Below are 19,320 nucleotides of genomic sequence, written 5' to 3' on the forward strand. Positions count from 1 at the left end.
GCCGTACGGTTTGCTCCGGCCTTGACAGCGGGCCCGGTTCAGTCGACGCGGAACAGCAGCATCGACGCTCCCGTCACGGGGACCACGTCGCCGGGGGCGTAGCGCTCCGCGGTCTCGACCGGCGTCTCATCGGCGCTCGACCACAGCGGGACGTACACCGCGCCGTCGATGTCGGGGAGCGTGATCTCGGTGTCGGCCTCGATGCCGTGCACGACGAGCAGCACCCGGTTGGGCTCCTCGTCTTGGGGGGTCGAGGTGGCGAGGTACTGCAGAGTGCGGTGCGCCGGGTCGTTCCAGCGCTCGCTCGACATCGTCTCGCCCCGCTCGTCGAACCACGCCATCACCGACGCCGAGGGGATCACTTCGCCGAGGCGCGCGAACCGCTGGGGGCGCAGCGCCGGGTTGTCGCGGCGCAGGCGCAGCAGCCGTTGGGCGTGCGCGAACAGGTGCTCCTGCCACGGAGCGAGGTTCCACGACAACCAGGTGAGGGCGGAGTCGTGGCAGTAGGCGTTGTTGTTGCCGCGCTGCGTGCGGCCCATCTCGTCGCCCGCCGTGATCATCGGGACCCCCGCCGACAGCAGCAGCGTGCCGAGCAGGTTGCGCATGGCCTTGCGGCGGGTGGCGAGCACGCGTTCGTCGGTGGTGCTCCCCTCGGCGCCGTGGTTGAACGAGCGGTTGGTGTCGGCGCCATCGCGGTTCTGCTCGCCGTTGCCGAGGTTGTGCTTGACGTCGTACGACACGAGGTCGCGCAGGGTGAACCCGTCGTGCGCGGTGACGAAGTTGACGCTCGCGAGTGGCCCGCGCTCTTCGCTGAACGTGTTCGACGACCCCGCCAGGCGCGTGGCGAAGCCGCCCACGCCGACGGGGGCGGTGTCGGCGCGGCGCGCGTAGTCGATGTCGCTGAGCCAGAAGTTGCGCACGCGGTCGCGGTAGCGGTCGTTCCACTCCAGCCAGCCTTCGCCGAAGTTGCCGGTCTGCCAGCCGCCCATGCCGACGTCCCACGGCTCGGCGATGAGCTTCGCGTCCGCCAGCGACGGATCGTCGCGGATCGCGGTCAGAAGCGGATGTGCCGGATCGAACGAGTGGCGGGCGTCGCGCCCCAGCGTGACGGCGAGGTCGAAGCGGAACCCGTCGACCTGCACCTCGTCGCTCCAGTACCGCAACGAGTCCAGAACGAGGCGCGCAGCGGCATCCGTCGACGTGTTCACCGCGTTGCCGCATCCGGTCTCGTCGATGTAGACGCCCTCGTCGGTCTGGCGGTAGTACGCGCGGTTGTCGATGCCGCGCAGGCTCGTGCGCGGGCCGCCGATGCCCTCCTCGGCGGTGTGGTTGTAGACGACGTCGAGCAGCACCTCGAGCCCGGCCTCGTGCAGGAGCTTCACCATGCCCTTGAACTCGCGCAGCACCGCCTCGGGCCCCTCGGCGCGGCTCGCGGCGGTCGCGTACGGCGCGTGCGGGGTGAAGAAGTTGAGCGAGTTGTAACCCCAGTAGTTCGCGAGTCCCAGCTGCAGCAGGCGCGGCTCGGTCGCGAACGCGTGCACCGGCAGCAGCTCGACGCTGGTGACGCCGAGCGAGAGCAGGTGGTCGATCATCGCGGGGTGCGCGAGGCCGGCGTAGGTGCCGTGCAGGGCCGGGGGGATGAACGGATGCCGCTTGGTCAGGCCTTTGACGTGGCCCTCGTAGATGACCGTGCGGTCGAGGGGGATCCGCGGCTTCTGCGACGAGCCCCAGTCGAACGAGCCGTCGACGACCACCGAGCGCCAGTCGCCGTAGCTTCCCGAGACGAGACCGCGCGAGTAGGGCTCGACGAGCAGCGACTGCGGGTTGAAGGTGTGCCCGGGCCCGTGCGGGCCGCCCACGCGGATGGCGTACCGCGCGCCGGGACGCAGGAGGGCGGAGGACGCCTCGAACACGCCCGCGCCGACGGGGGTCATGGTGATGGTCTCGGTCGCCCAGTCGAGGTCGACCTCGTCGAAGATCAGCAACTGCATGGCATCCGCCGCTCCCGACCAGACGCGGAGCGTGCCGCCGTCGGGACCCAGGCGCACGCCCAGGTCGTCGAGGGTCGGGCTCAGCAGCCCGGGGCGGGCGGAGGCGCGGGCGGGCAGGGCAGTCTCGGGTCGGACCATGCGTCATAGGCTAGTCACCGCGGCAGGCGAAATCGGGAGGGCGTGGATGCGGGTATATCTCGATCACGCGGCGACGACCCCGCTGCGGCCCGAGGCGCGCGATGCGTGGCTCGCGGCGCACGAGGTGCTCGGCAATCCGTCGTCGATCCACGGCGCGGGGCAGCAGGCCCGCCGCCTGCTCGAGGACGCCCGCGAGAGCCTGGCCGGGGTGCTCGGTTGCCAGCCGATCGAGGTCGTCTTCACCTCGGGCGGGACCGAGGCCGCCAACCTCGCGCTGAAGGGGCTGTGGTGGTCGCGGGCCGAGGGTGAAGACGCGGTGGTGCTGCCCGACGGAGAGCATCACGCGACCCTCGACGTGGTGCAGTGGCTCGCGTCGGCCGAGGGAGCGACGGTTCGACCCGTCTCGCTCGACGACGGTGGGCGGATCAGGCCCGAGGTCTTCGCAGAAGCCCTTCCCGGAGCGGCGCTGGCGACGGCGCTCGTGGCCAACAACGAGGTCGGAACGATCCAGGATGCCGCGGGCCTGGCCTCGGCGGCCGCTGCGGCGGGAGTCCCGCTGCACCTCGACGCGGTGTCGGCCCTCGGCCAGATCCCCGCGGACTTCGCGGCGTGGCGCGGCGCCGGGTCCGCGGCATCCGGACTCGTGACCATGTCGGTGTCGGCCCACAAGGTCGGCGGACCCGTGGGCGTCGGTGCGGCCGTGGTGTCGCGACACGCCCGCCTCACTCCTCTCGTCCACGGCGGCGGACAGCAGCGGAGCCTGCGCGCGGGGACCCAGGACGTCGCGGGGGCGGCCGCCTTCGCCGCGGCGGCCACCGTCGCCGAGATCGAGCGCGAGGCCGAATCCGAGCGTCTGCGCGGGCTGCGCGATCGCCTGATCGCCGGAATCCGCGCGGGCGTCCCGGCAGCACGGCTGCTCGGCGACCCGACGGATCGCCTGCCCGGCAACGCGCACGTGCTGTTCCCGGATGCCGCGGGCGAAACCCTGCTGTTCCTGCTCGACATGCACGGCTTCGCCGTCTCCACCGGGTCGGCGTGCCAGGCCGGGGTCGCCGAGCCGTCGCACGTCGTGCTCGCGCTCGGTCTCGACGAGCGCGCGGCGCGGTCGGTGCTGCGTTTCACCCTCGGGCGCACCTCGACCGCCGAAGATGTCGACGCTCTCCTCGCCCGCCTGCCCGAGGTGTACGCCCGGGCCGTGGCATCCGGAGCCCCATCCGGCGCCCGTTCAGACCGGGCTTCGTAGACTGGCTGCATGCGAGTTCTTGCGGCGATGAGCGGTGGAGTCGACTCCGCGGTGGCTGCGGCCCGCGCGGTCGAGGCGGGTCACGACGTGGTCGGCGTGCATCTGGCGCTCTCGCGCGCCGGAGGCACGCTCCGGGCCGGCAGCCGCGGCTGCTGCACGATCGAAGACGCGATGGACGCCCGCCGCGCCGCCGACAAGCTCGGCATGCCCTTCTACGTGTGGGACTTCTCGGAGCGCTTCCGCGACGACGTGATCGACGACTTCGTGTCGGAATACCGCGCCGGTCGCACACCCAACCCCTGCATGCGCTGCAACGAGAAGATCAAGTTCGCCGCCCTCCTCGAGCGCGCCGTCGAGCTCGGCTTCGACGCCGTGTGCACGGGCCACTACGCCACGCTCGTCGACACGCCCGAGGGACGCGAGCTGCACCGCGCCTCCGACAACGCCAAAGACCAGTCGTACGTGCTGGGAGTGCTCACCGCCGAGCAGCTCGCGCACACGTACTTCCCGCTCGGCTCCACCCCCTCGAAGGCGCTCGTGCGCGCCGAGGCGGAGGAGCGCGGACTCTCGGTCGCGCAGAAGCCCGACAGCCACGACATCTGCTTCATCCCCGACGGCGACACGCGCGGCTGGCTCGCCGACAAGGTGGGCGCGGAGCGCGGCGAGATCCTCGACCGCACCGGAGCCGTGGTGGGCACGCACGAGGGTGCGCACGCCTTCACCGTGGGGCAGCGCCGCGGCCTGCAGCTCGGCGTGCCCGCCGCCGACGGCAAGCCCCGCTTCGTGCTCGAGGTGCGCCCGATCAACAACACCGTCGTGGTCGGGCCGAAGGAGGCGCTCGCGTGCTCCGAGATCGCGGGGGAGCGCTTCACCTGGGCAGGTCGGGCTCCGGATGCCGACTCCTTCGCGTGCGACGTGCAGATCCGCGCCCACGCCGACCCGGTGCCGGCGTTCGCATCGATGTCCGAGGGTCTGCTGACGGTGCGTCCCGCAACGCCGTTCGACGGTGTCGCGCCCGGACAGACCGCCGTGCTCTACGACGGGACGCGCGTGATCGGTCAGTTCACGATCGACCGCACGGTGTCGGCGGTTCCGGTCGAGGTCTGAGTCGGCCGCAGCCTGGGCGACGGGAGGAGTCTCGCGGAGGGAGGGCGCTGACGCGTTCTGTTTCCTTCTCTTCCCCGAATCGCCTCCGCTCAGCCACACCTCGCGATCGTCGCGCGACGCGGCGGGCAAGGCCCGGGGCGATGTCGTACCCCCTCCCTAAGCTGGAGACGTGACCGAGCACGATCAGCTTCCCGACCTGACCCTCGACCAGGCGCGCGCCGAGGCGGGCGATCTGTCGCAGCGCATCCTGGGCGCCCGCGACGCCTATTACGGGCGCGACGCCGAGCTGGTCGACGACGCCACCTACGACGGGTGGATGCACCGCCTCGAGGCGATCGAGCGGCTGTATCCCGAGCTGCAGGGGCAAGACAGCCCGACCCAGTCGGTGGGTGCCGCCGAGGCGACCGACCTCGCGACGATCGAGCACGCCGAGCGCATGCTGAGCCTCGACAACGTCTTCTCGCCCGACGAGCTGCGCGACTGGGCGGTCAAGGCCGAGGCCGCGGCGGGGCGTTCAGTCCACTGGCTCAGCGAGCTGAAAATCGACGGGTTGGCCATCAACCTGCGGTACGAGAACGGGGTGCTGACCTCGGCCGCCACCCGCGGCGACGGGCGGGTCGGCGAGATCGTGACCGATAACGCGCTGCGCGTCGCAGGCATCCCGCGCGAGCTGACCGGAGAGGGCCACCCCGCTCTGGTCGAGGTGCGCGGCGAGGTCTTCATCCCGGTCGCGAAGTTCGAGAACCTCAACCGGCTCCAAGGCGAGTTCCGCGAGCGTGCGGTCGCCGAGGCGCGCGAGCGGGCGTCGAGCCGTCGTGGCGGCCGGGTCTTCGACGAGGAGAAGGCCGAGATCGCCGCCGCCCGTCGGTTCCCGGCCTTCGCCAACCCCCGCAACGCCGCGAGCGGAGGCCTCCGTCAGCAGATCGAGAAAAAGTCGGGCCTCGAGCTCGAGGCCGGACTCGCGCGCATCGACTCGCTTGCGCTCTACGTCCACGGCATCGGCGCCTGGCCCGACCCTCCCGTGGCCGCCCAGAGCGAGATCTACGCCTTGCTGGCGTCGTGGGGGCTGCCCACCTCGCCGTACTTCCGCGTCGAAGACTCGATCGACGGCGTGCTGTCGTTCGTCGCCCACCACGGCGAGCACCGCCACGACGTCGAGCACGAGATCGACGGGGTCGTGGTCAAGATCGACGAACTCGCCCTGCACGACGAACTCGGCGCGACCAGCCGCGCTCCGCGGTGGGCGATCGCCTACAAGTACCCGCCCGAGCAGGTCAACACGAAGCTGCTCGACATCGTCGTCTCGGTCGGGCGCACGGGCCGCGCCACGCCCTTCGCCGTGATGGAGCCCGCGCGCGTGGCCGGGAGCGTCGTGCGCCAGGCGACCCTGCACAACCAAGACGTCGTGAAGGTCAAGGGCGTGCTGATCGGCGACACCGTCGTACTCCGCAAGGCGGGCGACGTCATCCCCGAGGTGCTCGGGCCCGTCGTCGAGCTGCGCGACGGAAGCGAACGCGCCTTCGTCATGCCCACCGACTGCCCCGAGTGCGGCACGCCGCTGCGACCGGCGAAAGAAGGCGACATCGACCTGCGCTGCCCCAACGCCCGGTCGTGCCCCGCGCAGGTGCGCGGTCGGGTCGAGCACATCGGCTCGCGCGGCGCGCTCGACATCGAGGCCCTCGGCGAGGTGACGGCGGCGGCGCTGACGCAGCCCGAGGTTCCCGAACGTCCCCCGCTCGACACCGAGGCGGGGCTGTTCGACCTCACGGTCGACGAGCTCGTGCCCATCGAGGTCGTGGTGCGCGACTCCGAGACCGGAGAACGCAAGGTCGATCCCGACTCGGGCGAACCGGTGCGCCGCGCCCCCTTCCAGAAGCTCGGCGCCGCGACCTACCCCCCGGGCAGCGAAGAGCTCGACCCGGCGGAGCGGCGCCGACGCGGCATCCGCAAATCCCACCGCGAGGTGCTGCCGTCGGAGCAGGCGATCAAGCTCGTCGCCGAGCTCGAGAAGGCCAAGACCAAAGACCTGTGGCGCCTGCTCGTCTCGTTGAATATCCGCCACGTCGGTCCGGTGGCCGCGCGGGCGCTCGCGCAGTGGTTCGGCTCGCTCGACGCGATCCGGGCGGCCTCGCGCGAAGAGCTCGCCGCGGTCGAGGGCGTGGGCGGCATCATCGCAGACGCCGTCATCGACTGGTTTGAGGTGGACTGGCACCGCGACATCGTCGAGCGATGGACCGCGGCGGGCGTGCGGTTCTCCATCCCCGGTCACCCCGGGCCCGGGGCGGCGGCAGCGGCCGGGGGAGTCCTCGCCGGACTCACCGTGGTGGCGACCGGATCGCTCGACGGCTACACCCGCGAGGGAGCGCAGGAGGCCATCATCTCCGCCGGCGGCAAGGCGGCCTCGAGCGTGTCGAAGAAGACCGACTTCGTCGCGGCGGGTCCGGGTGCCGGCTCGAAGCTCGCGAAGGCTGAGGAGCTGGGTCTGCGCATCCTCGACGCCGCGCAGTTCCGCATCCTGGTGGAGCAGGGGCCGGCGGCGCTCGACGGTGGTGCGCCAGACTCCGACGCCGGAGTGGTGGACGACGTAGCGGCCGACGACGCGACGGAAACCGACGGGGCCGCGACGACCGACGCGCCGTGACGACCGACGCGCCGTGACGACCGACGGCGGCGGGCCACCGACGAACCGGCCCGCGGCGACTCACAGCCCGGAACAGAGAACGAGGGCGGGACAGGAGATCGCTCTCCTGCCCCGCCCTCGGTGTCGTCAGCTGGTCAGCCGGCGCACACCGTCGCCGCGTCGGTGAAGCTCTCCTGCAGAGCGGTCACCTGGTCGCTGAGGCCGCTCGCCGTGTTGGGATCGGCGATGAGGCCCTCGAGGAACGTGGCGTACTCGTTGAGCGCGCCGCTCGCCTTCTGGGCCGCCGGGGCGACCTCTTCGTTGGTGATCCCGCCGAACTCGGTGTCGACCTGCGTCGCGAGCTCGCGGAACTGCGTCAGCGTGGCCTGCGGGTCGGACGTGTCGATCGAGCTTCCGGCCTGGCTGACCGCCTGGAACTGCTCCTGCACGATCTGGCAGGCATCGGCCTTCGACTGGTCGCCGGCGGGAGCGGGAGCGCTCGACGCCTGTGCCGACGAGCTGGCCTCGCTCGTTCCGGCGGTGTCGTTGGTGTCGGCCTCGTTGGCGTTCGAGTCGCCGCCACCCGAGCACCCGGTCAGCAGCAGCAACGCCGATGCGGCGACGAGCGCGAAAGACGTACGCGTTTTGATCATGTGATTCCCCCAAGGTCACTTCCGGGCGCGAGTCAGTCCGGAATGGCCCCACCGTAGTGACATCCGTCGGCCCCCCGCCATTCGACCCCTGCCCCTTGCGTCAGGGGAGGGATTCGGTGCAGGGCGTCGGCTCAGTCGCTCAGCAGCTGATCGCGCACCTGCCGCCGGAGGACCTTCCCGATCAACGAGCGCGGCAATTCGTCGACCACGATGAGACGCTTCGGCACCTTGTAGGGCGTCAGGATGCCGCGGGCGAATGCCCGCACGGCCTCGGCGTCGAACTCGCCCGGCGTCGTCGGCACGACCGCGGCCACGACCTCTTCGCCCGAGTGCTCATCCGGGAGGCCGACCACGGCCACCTCGGCGACCGAGGGATGCTGGCGCAGCACGTTCTCGACCTCGGTCGGCGCGACGTTGAAGCCGCCCGTGATGATCAGCTCTTTGATGCGGTCCACGATGCGCACGAAACCGGCGTCGTCGATCGTGACGATGTCTCCGGTGCGGAACCAGCCGTCGACGAACACCGACGCGGTTTCTTCGGGCTTGCCGTAGTACCCCGAGAACACCTGCGGCCCGCGCACCACCAGTTCGCCGCGTTCCACGTCGGTCGTGGGATCGTCGGGGTCGACCACGCGGCACTCGGTCCCCGGCAGGGGCAGGCCCACGGTTCCCGCGACGCGGTTGTCGGCGACGGGGTTGGCCATGAGCACGGGGGAGCACTCGCTCAGCCCGTAGCCCTCGACCAGGTAGCCGCCGGTGGCCTCCTCGAAGGGCACGACGAGATCGTGCGGCAGGGCCATCGCACCCGAGATGGCGACGTCGGTGCCCGCGAGCGACACGCCCTGCGCCGTGGCCGCCGCCAACAGGCGTTCGGCGATGGGCGGCACGAGCGGGAGGAACGTCGCCGGGTGCTTCTTGGTGACCGCCAGCACGAGGTCGGGGTCGAACTTGGGGAAGAGCACGAGACGCGCGCCCATCGACATCGCGAACGTCAGGCACAGGGTCAGCCCGTACGCGTGGAACATCGGCAGCACGGCGTAGACGACGCAGCCCTCGCCGCGCACGATCGAAGGCACCCAGGCGCGCGCCTGCGCCGCGTTCGCCAGCAGGTTGGCATGCGTGAGCATCGCACCCTTGGGTGTGCCGGTCGTGCCGCTCGTGTACTGGATGATCGCGAGGTCATCGGCGGCCGGGCGGGGGTGGCTCTCGGGCAGGGGAGCGTGGCGCACCAGGTCGGACCACTCGACGGCGTTCTTCGTCTTCTCGGTCAGCGCTGCGCGCGCCTCGCGGGCCTTCGCCACCGGCAGGCGCAGGGCGAGACGCGTGCGCAGAGGCATGGCCGTGGTCACGTCGACTGAGACGAGCGTGTCGACGCGCAGATCGGCGGGGAACTCCTGCACGGTGGCGACGACCTTGCTCCACACGATCGCGTGCTTCGCGCCGTGGTCCTCGAACTGCTTGCGCAGCTCCCGCGGGGTGTAGAGCGGGTTGTGCTCGACGACCACGGCGCCCAAACGCAGCACCGCGTAGAAGGCCACGATGTGCTGCGGGCAGTTGGGCAGCACGATGGCCACCGGGTCGCCCGCCTCCACGCCGCGTTCCTTCAGCGCGGCCGCGACGCGCACGATGTCGGCCGTCATCTCGGCATACGTCGTCTCACGGCCGAAGAACTGCAGGGCGGGGGCGTCGGGGTAGTCGCGCACCGACGCGTCGACGATGTCGACGAGCGATCCGCTCTGGGGTTCCAGGTCTTCGGGGACTCCCGGTGCATAACTCGAGGTCCAGGGCCGCGGGGGATCGAAGCTCGTCACCCCGTCAGCCTAAGACGCCCGGACCGCTCATCGAGGGTGGGTGCGCGACGGGAGCGGGTGACGGCGCGAACTAGACTCGGGGGGTGTCTGAAATCACTCCTGATCTCGTGCGCCATCTCGGTGTGCTCGCCCGGATCCAGTTGAGCGACGAGGAGGTCCAGAGCCTCACCGGCCAGCTGGATGCCATCGTCGACAACATCGCGAAGGTGTCCGAGGTGGCCACGCCCGACGTCGTCGCCACGAGCCACCCGATCCCGCTCGAGAACGTCTTCCGCCCCGACGTCGTGCAGCAGCAGCTCACGCGCGAGCAGGTGCTGCAGAACGCCCCTGACCAGGCCGACGGCCGATTCCGCGTGACCGCGATCCTGGGAGAAGAGCAGTGACCGACCTCACCCGCCTGACAGCGGCGGATCTCGCCGCCAAGCTCGCCTCGTCCGAGGTCTCGAGCGTCGAGGCCACGCAGGCCCACCTCGACCGCATCGCCGCCGTCGACGGCGACGTGCACGCGTTCCTGCACGTGAGCGACCATGCCCTCGAGGTCGCGGCCGACATCGACCGCCGCCGCGCGGCGGGAGAGCAGCTGCACGAGCTCGCCGGCGTTCCGCTCGCGGTCAAGGACGTGCTCGTCACCACCGATATGCCCTCCACCAGCGGGTCAAAGATCCTCGAGGGCTACATGTCGCCCTACGACGCCACGGTCGTCGCGCGCTCGCGCGCCGCGGGCCTCGTGCCGCTGGGCAAGACCAACATGGACGAGTTCGCGATGGGCTCCTCCACCGAGTTCTCCGCCTACGGCCCCACCCGCAACCCGTGGGCCCTCGACCGCATCCCCGGCGGCTCCGGTGGTGGATCGGCCGCGGCCGTCGCCGCGTTCGAGGCGCCGCTCGCCCTCGGCTCCGACACGGGTGGCTCGATCCGTCAGCCCGCGCACGTCACCGGCACGGTCGGCGTCAAGCCCACGTACGGCGGCGTGAGCCGTTATGGCGCGATCGCCTTGGCATCCAGCCTCGATCAGGTCGGCCCGGTCACGCGCACCGTGCTCGACGCGGGTCTTCTTCACGACGTCATCGGCGGTCACGACGCGAACGACTCGACCTCGCTGTCCGACGCGTGGCCCTCGTTCGCCGCCGCCGCCCGCGAGGGCGCGACCGGCGAGGTCCTCAAGGGACTCAAGGTCGGCGTCATCCGCGAGCTCGACGACCGCGGCTTCCAGAAGGGCGTGTCGGACTCGTTCCGCGCATCGCTGGCAGCCATGGAGGCGCAGGGCGCCGAGATCATCGAGATCAGCGCCCCGCACTTCGAGTACGGCGTCGCCGCGTACTACCTGATCCTCCCCGCCGAGGCCTCGAGCAACCTCGCGAAGTTCGACTCGGTGCGCTTCGGCATGCGCGTGAACCCGCAGGGGGCCGCGACGGTCGAGAACGTGATGGCGGCGACGCGCGACGCGGGCTTCGGTCCCGAGGTCAAGCGCCGCATCATCCTCGGCACCTACGCCCTGTCGGCGGGATACTACGACGCCTACTACGGCAGCGCGCAGAAGGTCCGCACGCTCATCCAGCACGACTTCGACGCCGCGTTCTCGCAGGTCGACGTCATCGCGACGCCCTCGGCGCCGACCACGGCCTTCCGCCTCGGCGAGAAGATCGACGACCCGCTGCAGATGTACCTCAACGACGTGACCACGATCCCCGCGAACCTCGCGGGCGTGCCCGGCATCTCGGTGCCGAGCGGTCTCGCCGAGGAAGACGGCCTGCCCGTCGGCATCCAATTCCTCGCCCCCGCCCGCGAGGACGCCCGCCTCTACCGCGTCGGCGCAGCCCTCGAAGCGCTGCTCGTCGACCAGTGGGGCGGCCCGCTGCTCGACAAGGCTCCCTCCCTTCGACAGGCTCAGGGACCGGAAGGAACGCTCTGATGGCGAAAGACGCACTCATGGACTTCGACGAGGCACTCGGAATGTTCGAGCCCGTCCTCGGCTTCGAGGTGCACGTCGAGCTCAACACCGCGACCAAGATGTTCTCGGCCGCGCCCAACCCGGCGAACGAGGCCCACCACGGTGCCGAGCCGAACACGCTCGTCGCTCCCGTCGACATGGGTCTTCCCGGTGCCCTGCCCGTAGTGAACGCCGAGGCGATCCGCTCGTCGATCAGCCTGGGCCTCGCCCTCGGTTGCTCGATCGCGCCGTCGAGCCGCTTCGCGCGGAAGAACTACTTCTACCCCGACCTCGGCAAGAACTACCAGATCTCGCAGTACGACGAGCCGATCGCCTTCGAGGGCTCGGTCGAGGTCGAGCTCGAAGACGGCACCCTTGTGACCGTGCCGATCGAGCGCGCGCACATGGAAGAAGACGCCGGCAAGCTCACCCACATGGGCGGGGCGACCGGTCGCATCCAGGGCGCGGAGTACTCGCTGGTCGACTACAACCGCGCAGGCGTGCCGCTCGTCGAGATCGTCACGAAGCCGATCTTCGGTGCGGAGCACTCCGCCCCCGCACTGGCGAAGGCGTACGTCGCGACCATCCGCGACATCGTGCGCGGCCTCGGCATCTCGGAGGCCAAGCTCGAGCGCGGAAACCTCCGCTGCGACGCGAACGTGTCGCTGCGCCCCCGCGGCCAGGAGAAGCTCGGCACCCGCACCGAGACCAAGAACGTGAACTCCATGCGTTCGGTCGAGCGCGCGGTGCGCTACGAGATCCAGCGTCAGGCCGCGATCCTCGCCAAGGGCGGGACGATCACGCAAGAGACCCGTCACTGGCACGAGGACACCGGTCGCACCTCTCCGGGCCGTCCGAAGTCGGATGCCGACGACTACCGCTACTTCCCCGAGCCCGACCTGCTGCCGGTCGTGCCCGCACCCGAGCTGATCGAGGAGCTGCGCGCCGCGCTCCCCGAGCCGCCCGCTGCGCGCCGTCGCCGTCTGAAGGGCGAGTGGGGCTTCACCGACCTCGAGTTCCAGGACGTCGCCAACGGCGGCCTGCTCGACGCGGTGGCCGACACGATCGCCGCAGGAGCCGCTCCGGCCTCGGCCCGCAAGTGGTGGACGGGTGAGATCACCCGCGTCGCCAACGCGCAGGAGCGCGACGCCGCCGACCTCGTGTCGCCCGAGAACGTCGCCGCTCTGCAGAAGCTGATCGACGCCGGCACCCTCACCGACAAGCTCGCGCGCCAGGTGCTCGAGGGCGTCATCGCCGGAGAGGGCACCCCCCAAGAGGTCGTCGACGCCCGCGGTCTGGCCGTGGTCTCCGACGACGGGGCGCTCATCGCGGCGATCGACGAAGCCCTCGTCGCCCAGCCCGACGTGCTCGCGAAGATCCGCGACGGCAAGGTGCAGGCCGCCGGTGCCGTGATCGGCGCGGTCATGAAGGCCATGAAGGGCCAGGCCGACGCCGCGCGCGTGCGCGAACTCGTGCTGGAGCGCGCCGCCGCTCTGTAATCGACACCGGATGCCACGGCACCGCGCCCCGCGAGGGGTGGGGCCGTGGCATCCGTCGTTTCCGGTCCGAGGTGGGTCACAACCTCGGTGATCCGCGCACGCTCAGTCGGTTTCGCGCGACGCGGGCTGAGCTCGTGCGGATCGCTGAGCTCGCGCCGCGGGGCCGATGTCGGAGGTCCGGGGGAGAATGGATGCCATGGGACGAGGTGACGGAACGGGGCGCATCGTCTCGCGCCCCGACGCCGATGACACGGGCACCGGCATCCTGCACGTCGACATGGACGCGTTCTTCGCCTCGGTCGCCGTGCTCGACGATCCGTCGCTCGCCGGCAAGCCGCTCATCATCGGCGGGTCGGAGGGGCGTGGTGTCGTCTCGAGCGCCTCGTACGAGGCCCGCCGTTACGGCGTGAAGTCGGCCATGCCGGTGGCGATCGCGCTGCGCATGTGTCCCACCGCCATCGTCGTCAACCCGCCGTACCACCGCTACACCGAGATGTCTCGGCAGGTCATGGCGATCTTCCACGACGTCACCCCGCTGGTCGAACCGCTCTCGATCGACGAGGCCTTCCTCGACGTCCGCGGTGCGCGGCGGCTGTGGGGGAGCCCGGGGACCATCGCCCGCGACCTGCGCGCCCGGGTGAAGGCCGAGACGGGGCTGACCTGCAGCATCGGCGTCGCGGCGACCAAGCACGTCGCCAAGATGGCCTCCACGATCTCCAAACCCGACGGGCTGCTCGTGGTGGCCGAGGCCGACACCGAGGCGTTCCTGCGCCCACGTTCGGTGCGCGCGCTGTGGGGGGTGGGGCCCAAGGCCGCCGAGGCGCTGGAGTCCCGCGGCATCCGGCTCATCTCCGACATCCTCGACACCCCGCGTCCCGCGCTCGATCGGGTTCTCGGTCCCGCGATGGGCGAGCGCATCTGGCACCTCTCGCGCGGTATCGACGCCCGCGAGGTGCACACGGGGCGCTCCGAGAAGAGCGTCGGCCACGAAGAGACGTTCCACACCGACATCTCCGACACCCGCACGCTGCACGTCGAACTCCGCCGGCTCGCCGATCGCGTGGGCGCGCGCCTGCGCACGCAGCAGTACGAGGCGGCGACGATCTCGATCAAGGTGCGCTTCTCCGACTTCACCACCCTGAGCCGCTCACGCACGCTGCCCGAACCCACCTCGGTCGGCCAGCGCATCGGCGACGCCGCCATCGAGTTGTTCGACGCGATCGACCGACGCCAGGCCGTGCGCCTGGTCGGTGTGCGCGGAGAGAAGCTCAAGCCGGCGGCGATGGCCGCCACCCTGTGGGACGACGACGCCGAGTGGCGCCGCGTCGAGGGGGCACTCGACGACGCCACGACGCGCTTCGGCCGGGGCGCCGTCACTCGCGGTTCGCTGCTCGGGCCGTCGCGCGGCGGGGGAGCCCTCCCCACCAACCCCCGGCCCTCGTACGACCACTGACACGCGGACCGCGGTCGCGCAACGCCCCTCGGCGCTCCGACGCCGGGCCGCTACGGTGGAGCCATGCCCAACATCGCTTTGGAACTCGGCAAGCAGGCCACCAGCTTCGGCGTCACCTCCGCCTACGGCGAGCAGCAGGACGTCGACGGCGTTCGCATCGTCCCCGTCGCCCTCACCTGGGCCGGGTACGGCGGCGGCTCCGACGAGCAGGGCAACGGTGGCGGCGGGGGCGGCGGATACACGCTTCCGCTCGGCGCCTACATCCGTCGCGGAGACGACCTGCGGTTCGACCCGAACCTCGTGTCGCTGCTCGCCGTCGGCATCCCGTTCGTGTGGGTGGCCGGTCGCGCCCTCAGCCGTGTCATCCGCGCCCTCAAGAAGTAACGCGGACCCCCTCGACGACGCTCTCACCGCGGCCGTGGCCGCGTTGTCGGCGCGCGTCGTCGAGATCGGCGCGTCGAACCCTGTCGTCGTCATCGACGGTCGCAGCGGAGCCGGCAAGAGTTCGCTCGCCCGTCGCCTCGTGGCCGCGTGGCCGGGGCGCGGGCGCGTGCAGATGGTCGCCCTCGACGACGTGTATCCCGGGTGGGACGGCCTCGCCGCGGGCGCTGACTACGCTCGCGAGACGATCCTGCTCCCGCACGCGCGTGGACTGCTCGGCGTGTGGGAGCGATGGGATTGGGAGCTCGACGAGCGTGCCGAGGCATACGCCATCGACCCGTCCCTCCCACTGGTCGTCGAGGGGTCGGGCCTCTTGACTCCCGAGGTCGCCCGGTTGGCCGACCTCACCGTGTGGGTCGAGGCCCCGACCGACTCCCGGCGTACGCGGGCACTCGCACGTGATGGCGAGACCTACCGCCCGCATTGGGATCGGTGGGCTGCGCAAGAAGACGCGCACCTCGCCGCGCACGACCCCGCGGCCCGCGCCGGGCTCCGGGTGCGCCTGCCGTGATGCCCCGCCGGGGAGCGTCTCAGCGTCGGTCGAGCGCCGTCATCAGCCCGTCGAGGCGATAGCCGATCCAGTCGTACACCCCGAAGCGCGGGTCGTCGGGGTGATGGTCGTCTTCGGTCCGGATGCCGAGGCGCGTGGCCAGCACGAGGCGCAGCGCCGACAGCGTCCGCATCCAGGCGAGGGCCTCGGTCTCGCCGAGCGCGATGGTGATCGTCGCGTCGGGATCGTCTTCGGCTGAGCGATCGCCGCCGTCGAGGCCGAGCGTCTGCAGGAGCACCGCGGCATCCTGAGCCCGCCTCTCGAGCAGGTCGCCTCCCGTCAGCCGGCGGAACTCGCGACTCGCGGCCTCGTCGTCGGGGTAGGCGTCGGGGAGCAGCCGCGCGACGGCGGGGTCGTCGTCAGCCCGCGAGTCGGCCAGCAGGTCGCGGAACTGGCCCACGATCCCGGCGAGGTGGAGGGCTTCGAGACCGCTGATCTCGAGCACGACGATCCGCTCGCTCACGAGGGGTCCTTCCTGACGGTGGCCCAGAGGCCGAAGTCGTGCATGGCTTGCACGTGAGCCTCCATGACCTCGCGCGGACCGCGTGCGACGACGGCATGACCGTCGTGGTGCACAGCGAGCATGAGGCGGTGGGCGGTCGGAGTGTCGAACCCGAAGTAGGTGCGGAAGACGTGGCTCACGTAGCTCATGAGGTTCACCGGGTCGTTCCAGACGACGGTCTGCCACGACGTCGGCGGCTCCGGGGTCGTCTGCCGATCGCGCTCGATGTCGAGATCGGGCGTCGCGAGCGGAGCCATCACGCCCACCCCAATTGGTGCAATCGGTCGTCGTCGATTCCGTAGAAGTGCGCGATCTCGTGGGCGAGGGTCGTGTGGATCTCGTCGCGCAGCGCGGTCTCGTCGTCGCACACCGCGAGATGCGGTTCGCGGTACAGGATGATGCGGTCGGGGAGCTCGCCGACGCCGTAACGATCCCGTTCGGTGAGGGCCCAGCCGTCATATAGCCCGAGCAGATCGAGCGATCCGTCTTCCGGGCGGTCCTCGACGACGAACACGACGTTGTCGAGGCCGTCGACCATGTCGTCGGGAAGCCGATCGAGCTCGTCGACGACCAGCGCCTCGAATGCGTCAGCATCGAGCTGCAGAGTCGCGGGCGCGTCGACGTCGTCGTGCACGGCGGGCCTCCCGGGGTCTTCGGCCGTTCCAGCGGATGCCGCGGGCGCGAGCCATGGCATCCGGCTTCGATTCTACGGGCGCGGGAGGCCGATGCGCCGGAGATCGGCCGCCTTACGCACCGATCGTGCGGTTAGGCTCGTGAGGGACGACGACGGAGGGGGTCGCCATGGCGGCGAAGCGGGCGATCAGCGGAATCTGCCGTGATTGGCCCGCCGAGAGCGGGTTCATCCGCGAGGTGTTGGACCGCATCGGCGACAAGTGGACGATGCTCGTGGTCAGCACGCTCGGCGAGCAGTCGCTGCGCTATTCCGACCTGCACGCGAGCATTCCGGGCATCTCGCAACGCATGCTCACCGTGACGCTGAAGGCCCTCGAGCGCGACGGCCTGCTCACCCGAACGGCGTACGCCGAGGTACCGCCGCGCGTGGAGTACGAACTCACCGACCTCGGACGCTCGCTGGGTGCCGCCGTCCGGGCGATGGCCGTGTGGGCTGCGACGAATCACGAGGCCGTCGCGGCCAGTCGTGCAGCCCACGCTGAGGGCGGCGTCGGCCGAGAGGGCGCTCGGCGTGCGCGCTCCCGGCCGGGGCCTGTCATCGCTCCGGCGTCGTGACGATCAGCTCGTTCGTCGACCGGTCGACGTAGAGCTCCCAGTAGCGCTCCGCGATGTCGCGCGCGGGGAGGAAGGGGCCTCCGAACGACGGCTGCTCGTCGGCGATCATGAGCGCGATCGCCACGTGGGCGACGAAGACGCCCGAGTCCGCCAGCGAGGTGCCCACGTTGAGCGCCCAGTTGCGGAGGGCCGCCCCGCCGACCGTCACGTTTCCGTACCGCGGCACCGGGTAGAGCGAACCTGCTCCCGTGGTGAAGAACAGTGCGCCCGCGCCCGTCGCCAGCATCTCGGGGAGCACTTCGTCGGTCGCCGTCATCGCGCCGTAGAGGTAGTACTCGATCTGCGGCTGCACGTTCTGCGCGGTGGTGGCGCGGATGTCGACCGGGGCGAGGGGGCCGGCCGAGGCGTCGGCGGGGGAGTACTCGAGCACGTCGATGGCGCCGAACCGGTCGCGCGCCGCGGCGAGGGCCGACCGCAGGGCCGGGCGGTCGAGGACATCGGCGGCGAACCCCGCCGCCGTGACGCCCTCGGCCGCGAGCTGCGCGACGAGACCGTCGAGCTTGGCGGCGTTGCGGGCGATGAGGGCGACGTCGAACCCTTCGGCTCCGAATCGTCTCGCGAGGGCGAGCCCGAGTCCGGGTCCGGCGCCGATGATCGCGATGGTGGGCATGCGTGTTCTCCCGTTCGTGGATGGCGCCGCGTAGCGGCGCCGGAGGTGTCGGGAGCCAGTGTGCGCGGGTGCGCGGACGGGTACAAAAGGCACATCGAGGTACCTGAGACGCCCGGATCACCGTCGGGGGGAGAAGCCGATGGGCGGGGAACGACGAAGGCCCGGGAGCGATGCTCTCCGGGCCTTCGTGGGGTTGGGGTGGCTAACGGGACTTGAACCCGCGGCCCCCGCGACCACAACGCGGTGCTCTACCAACTGAGCTATAGCCACCATGTGTCTGCCGCAGCAGACAACTGAACGATTATGTCATACGTCCAGTGCGAACGACGACACGGCCGAGGCCGAGACGGCCTTCGCTTCGTCGCTCGTGGGGCCCGGCTGCGGCACGAAGACCGCGGCGCGGTAGTAGGCGAGCTCGCGGATCGACTCGAGGATGTCGGCCAGGGCGCGGTGCCCGCCGTTCTTCTTCGGAGCCTGGAAGTAGGCGCGCGGGTACCAGCGGCGCGACAGTTCTTTGATGCTCGAAACGTCGACGTTGCGGTAGTGCAGCCAGCGGTCGACGCGCGGCATGTACTTCGCGAGGAACATGCGGTCGGTGCCGATCGTGTTGCCAGCCAGCGGCGCCTTGCCCTCGGTCGGAGCGAAGCGCTGGATGTACTCGAGCACCTGGAACTCGGCGTCTGCGAGGCTCACGCCGTGGGGGATCTCGTCGAGCAGGCCCGACGAACGGTGCATCTCGGTGACGAACTCGCCCATGTTGGCGAGGGCCGAGGCGTCGGGCTTGATGACGATTTGGAACCCGGGGTCGAGCACGTTCAGCTCGAAATCGGTGATGACGACGGCGATCTCGACCAGTTCGTCGACGGCCAGGTCGAGGCCTGTCATCTCGCAGTCGATCCAGACGAGCCGGTCGTTCTCGGAGGCGTTTACCATCCCCACATCCTACTGACGGGGTACGACATCGGATCTGGTCCCCCAGACACGATTCGAACGTGTGACCGGCGTCGCGACCTATGCTGCGATGGTGCGCGATATCACCCAGCAGGTGGAGCCCAAAAGGCGACGACGGTCTCTGGTTCTGTCGGCGGTTTTCCACGGCCTCGCATTCACGATCATGACGGCGCTCCTCATCTTCCGGATTGCGGCGGGAAATGCAGTCACCCCGGTCGTTTTCGTGGGTGGCTTCCTGGTCATCATGGAGCTCGTCCTGTTCGTCTGGGCGCTGCAACAGATTGGCCGGCGGACTCAGCCCGGTGACCGGATCGTTGACGTCCGGGCGATCGCGCCGGGACGGCGGCTCGACCACGAGGTCGACAGGCGTGAACAGTAGTCTCGGCCCATGGACAAGGCGTCGCTGCTCTTCACCGCCGGTGTGATCCCCTTGGGAGCGGCCACTATCGCCTTCGCGGGCGCAGGTTGGTGACTGGCTGCGCTGTGCGCCGGAGCTGCCGCCGGGCTGTGCTT

General features: G+C 70.7%; 19 protein-coding genes and 1 tRNA gene. 11 read left to right on the forward strand and 9 right to left on the reverse strand.

Annotation, left to right across the window (positions count from 1 at the left end; all coding sequences use genetic code 11):
• Nucleotides 1–38 precede the first annotated feature (38 nt).
• Nucleotides 39–2,129, reverse strand: a complete 2,091-nt coding sequence (gene glgX / locus FS769_RS15485) for a glycogen debranching protein GlgX (protein WP_144834973.1) — start codon at nt 2,127–2,129, stop codon at nt 39–41.
• A 46-nt stretch (nt 2,130–2,175) separates the two neighbouring features.
• Here glgX and FS769_RS15490 point away from each other — a divergent pair, with 46 nt between their 5' ends.
• From FS769_RS15490 to ligA, 3 genes are all read left to right on the forward strand, one after another.
• Nucleotides 2,176–3,372 carry a cysteine desulfurase family protein gene (locus tag FS769_RS15490; RefSeq protein WP_144834975.1) on the forward strand — a complete coding sequence of 399 codons (1,197 nt, stop codon included), beginning with the start codon at nt 2,176–2,178 and terminating at the stop codon, nt 3,370–3,372.
• A 9-nt stretch (nt 3,373–3,381) separates the two neighbouring features.
• Nucleotides 3,382–4,479 (forward strand): tRNA 2-thiouridine(34) synthase MnmA, encoded by a 1,098-nt coding sequence (gene mnmA / locus FS769_RS15495; RefSeq protein WP_144834977.1) that lies wholly within the window; start codon nt 3,382–3,384, stop codon nt 4,477–4,479.
• Between the two features lie 169 nt (nt 4,480–4,648).
• On the forward strand, nt 4,649–7,120 hold the full coding sequence (gene ligA, locus FS769_RS15500) for an NAD-dependent DNA ligase LigA (protein ID WP_260979782.1): 2,472 nt from the start codon (nt 4,649–4,651) through the stop codon (nt 7,118–7,120).
• Nucleotides 7,121–7,254: 134 nt separating this feature from the next.
• Here ligA and FS769_RS15505 read toward each other — a convergent pair whose 3' ends face one another.
• A complete protein-coding gene (locus FS769_RS15505) occupies nt 7,255–7,752 on the reverse strand; it encodes a hypothetical protein (RefSeq protein ID WP_144834978.1) in 498 nt (165 codons plus the stop codon).
• A gap of 131 nt (nt 7,753–7,883) precedes the next feature.
• Complete coding sequence (locus FS769_RS15510) at nt 7,884–9,563, reverse strand: long-chain-fatty-acid--CoA ligase (RefSeq protein ID WP_144834980.1); 1,680 nt, start codon at nt 9,561–9,563, stop codon at nt 7,884–7,886.
• 83 nt (nt 9,564–9,646) lie between these two features.
• Here FS769_RS15510 and gatC point away from each other — a divergent pair, with 83 nt between their 5' ends.
• The 6 genes from gatC (at nt 9,647) to FS769_RS15540 (ending at nt 15,397) form a co-directional block, all read left to right on the forward strand.
• Nucleotides 9,647–9,946 (forward strand): Asp-tRNA(Asn)/Glu-tRNA(Gln) amidotransferase subunit GatC, encoded by a 300-nt coding sequence (gene gatC / locus FS769_RS15515; RefSeq protein ID WP_058231460.1) that lies wholly within the window; start codon nt 9,647–9,649, stop codon nt 9,944–9,946.
• The gene (gene gatA, locus FS769_RS15520) at nt 9,943–11,475 is read left to right on the forward strand and encodes an Asp-tRNA(Asn)/Glu-tRNA(Gln) amidotransferase subunit GatA (protein WP_144834982.1); all 1,533 of its coding nucleotides are present in this window, start codon (nt 9,943–9,945) and stop codon (nt 11,473–11,475) included. The genes gatC and gatA overlap by 4 nt, the downstream gene beginning before the upstream one ends.
• A complete protein-coding gene (gene gatB, locus FS769_RS15525) occupies nt 11,475–12,992 on the forward strand; it encodes an Asp-tRNA(Asn)/Glu-tRNA(Gln) amidotransferase subunit GatB (RefSeq protein ID WP_144834984.1) in 1,518 nt (505 codons plus the stop codon). The genes gatA and gatB overlap by 1 nt, the downstream gene beginning before the upstream one ends.
• Before the next feature lie 196 nt (nt 12,993–13,188).
• Nucleotides 13,189–14,445 carry a DNA polymerase IV gene (locus tag FS769_RS15530; RefSeq protein ID WP_144834986.1) on the forward strand — a complete coding sequence of 419 codons (1,257 nt, stop codon included), beginning with the start codon at nt 13,189–13,191 and terminating at the stop codon, nt 14,443–14,445.
• Nucleotides 14,446–14,508: 63 nt separating this feature from the next.
• Nucleotides 14,509–14,829, forward strand: coding sequence for a hypothetical protein (locus FS769_RS15535; RefSeq protein ID WP_076675934.1), 321 nt, complete (start codon nt 14,509–14,511; stop codon nt 14,827–14,829).
• Nucleotides 14,804–15,397, forward strand: a complete 594-nt coding sequence (locus FS769_RS15540; RefSeq protein WP_144834988.1) for a hypothetical protein — start codon at nt 14,804–14,806, stop codon at nt 15,395–15,397. The genes FS769_RS15535 and FS769_RS15540 overlap by 26 nt, the downstream gene beginning before the upstream one ends.
• A 19-nt stretch (nt 15,398–15,416) precedes the next feature.
• On the opposite strand, the gene FS769_RS15545 is transcribed toward FS769_RS15540, so the two are convergent.
• The 3 genes from FS769_RS15545 to FS769_RS15555 are packed head-to-tail and all read right to left on the reverse strand — an operon-like array spanning nt 15,417 to nt 16,542.
• Nucleotides 15,417–15,899, reverse strand: a complete 483-nt coding sequence (locus FS769_RS15545; protein WP_260979783.1) for a DUF2017 domain-containing protein — start codon at nt 15,897–15,899, stop codon at nt 15,417–15,419.
• Nucleotides 15,896–16,204: an ATP-dependent Clp protease adapter ClpS gene (clpS, locus tag FS769_RS15550; protein WP_260979784.1), complete on the reverse strand. Its 309-nt coding sequence runs from the start codon at nt 16,202–16,204 to the stop codon at nt 15,896–15,898. Before clpS ends, FS769_RS15545 begins: the two co-directional genes overlap by 4 nt.
• On the reverse strand, nt 16,195–16,542 hold the full coding sequence (locus FS769_RS15555; protein ID WP_260979789.1) for a metallopeptidase family protein: 348 nt from the start codon (nt 16,540–16,542) through the stop codon (nt 16,195–16,197). The genes clpS and FS769_RS15555 overlap by 10 nt, the downstream gene beginning before the upstream one ends.
• A gap of 197 nt (nt 16,543–16,739) precedes the next feature.
• Here FS769_RS15555 and FS769_RS15560 point away from each other — a divergent pair, with 197 nt between their 5' ends.
• Nucleotides 16,740–17,186, forward strand: a complete 447-nt coding sequence (locus tag FS769_RS15560) for a helix-turn-helix domain-containing protein (protein WP_144834994.1) — start codon at nt 16,740–16,742, stop codon at nt 17,184–17,186.
• Here the strand turns inward: FS769_RS15560 and FS769_RS15565 are convergent.
• The 3 genes from FS769_RS15565 to orn form a co-directional block, all read right to left on the reverse strand.
• On the reverse strand, nt 17,167–17,856 hold the full coding sequence (locus FS769_RS15565; protein ID WP_144834995.1) for an SDR family oxidoreductase: 690 nt from the start codon (nt 17,854–17,856) through the stop codon (nt 17,167–17,169). The genes FS769_RS15560 and FS769_RS15565 overlap by 20 nt on opposite strands.
• A gap of 194 nt (nt 17,857–18,050) precedes the next feature.
• Nucleotides 18,051–18,126: transfer RNA gene (locus FS769_RS15570), tRNA-His, on the reverse strand.
• A gap of 36 nt (nt 18,127–18,162) precedes the next feature.
• The gene (orn, locus tag FS769_RS15575) at nt 18,163–18,789 is read right to left on the reverse strand and encodes an oligoribonuclease (RefSeq protein WP_144834997.1); all 627 of its coding nucleotides are present in this window, start codon (nt 18,787–18,789) and stop codon (nt 18,163–18,165) included.
• Nucleotides 18,790–18,850: 61 nt separating this feature from the next.
• On the opposite strand from orn, the gene FS769_RS15580 reads away from it, so the two are divergent.
• Nucleotides 18,851–19,186, forward strand: a complete 336-nt coding sequence (locus FS769_RS15580; protein ID WP_144834999.1) for a hypothetical protein — start codon at nt 18,851–18,853, stop codon at nt 19,184–19,186.
• The last annotated feature ends 134 nt before the right edge of the window (nt 19,187–19,320 follow it).

Origin of the sequence: Microbacterium sp. BH-3-3-3 (assembly GCF_007679045.1) — a bacterium.
GTDB classification, from domain to species: Bacteria; Actinomycetota; Actinomycetes; order Actinomycetales; family Microbacteriaceae; genus Microbacterium; species Microbacterium algihabitans.

What these genes read in the sequence shown, in the direction of transcription:
- FS769_RS15560 (WP_144834994.1), top strand. Translation starts at nt 16,740, where the DNA reads ATGGCGGCGAAGCGGGCGATCAGCGGAATCTGCCGTGATTGGCCCGCC.
- mnmA (WP_144834977.1), top strand. Translation starts at nt 3,382, where the DNA reads ATGCGAGTTCTTGCGGCGATGAGCGGTGGAGTCGACTCCGCGGTGGCT.
- glgX (WP_144834973.1), bottom strand. Translation starts at nt 2,129, where the DNA reads ATGGTCCGACCCGAGACTGCCCTGCCCGCCCGCGCCTCCGCCCGCCCC.
- FS769_RS15490 (WP_144834975.1), top strand. Translation starts at nt 2,176, where the DNA reads ATGCGGGTATATCTCGATCACGCGGCGACGACCCCGCTGCGGCCCGAG.
- orn (WP_144834997.1), bottom strand. Translation starts at nt 18,789, where the DNA reads ATGGTAAACGCCTCCGAGAACGACCGGCTCGTCTGGATCGACTGCGAG.
- FS769_RS15535 (WP_076675934.1), top strand. Translation starts at nt 14,509, where the DNA reads ATGCCCAACATCGCTTTGGAACTCGGCAAGCAGGCCACCAGCTTCGGC.
- FS769_RS15505 (WP_144834978.1), bottom strand. Translation starts at nt 7,752, where the DNA reads ATGATCAAAACGCGTACGTCTTTCGCGCTCGTCGCCGCATCGGCGTTG.
- gatB (WP_144834984.1), top strand. Translation starts at nt 11,475, where the DNA reads ATGGCGAAAGACGCACTCATGGACTTCGACGAGGCACTCGGAATGTTC.
- FS769_RS15565 (WP_144834995.1), bottom strand. Translation starts at nt 17,856, where the DNA reads ATGCCCACCATCGCGATCATCGGCGCCGGACCCGGACTCGGGCTCGCC.
- FS769_RS15530 (WP_144834986.1), top strand. Translation starts at nt 13,189, where the DNA reads ATGGGACGAGGTGACGGAACGGGGCGCATCGTCTCGCGCCCCGACGCC.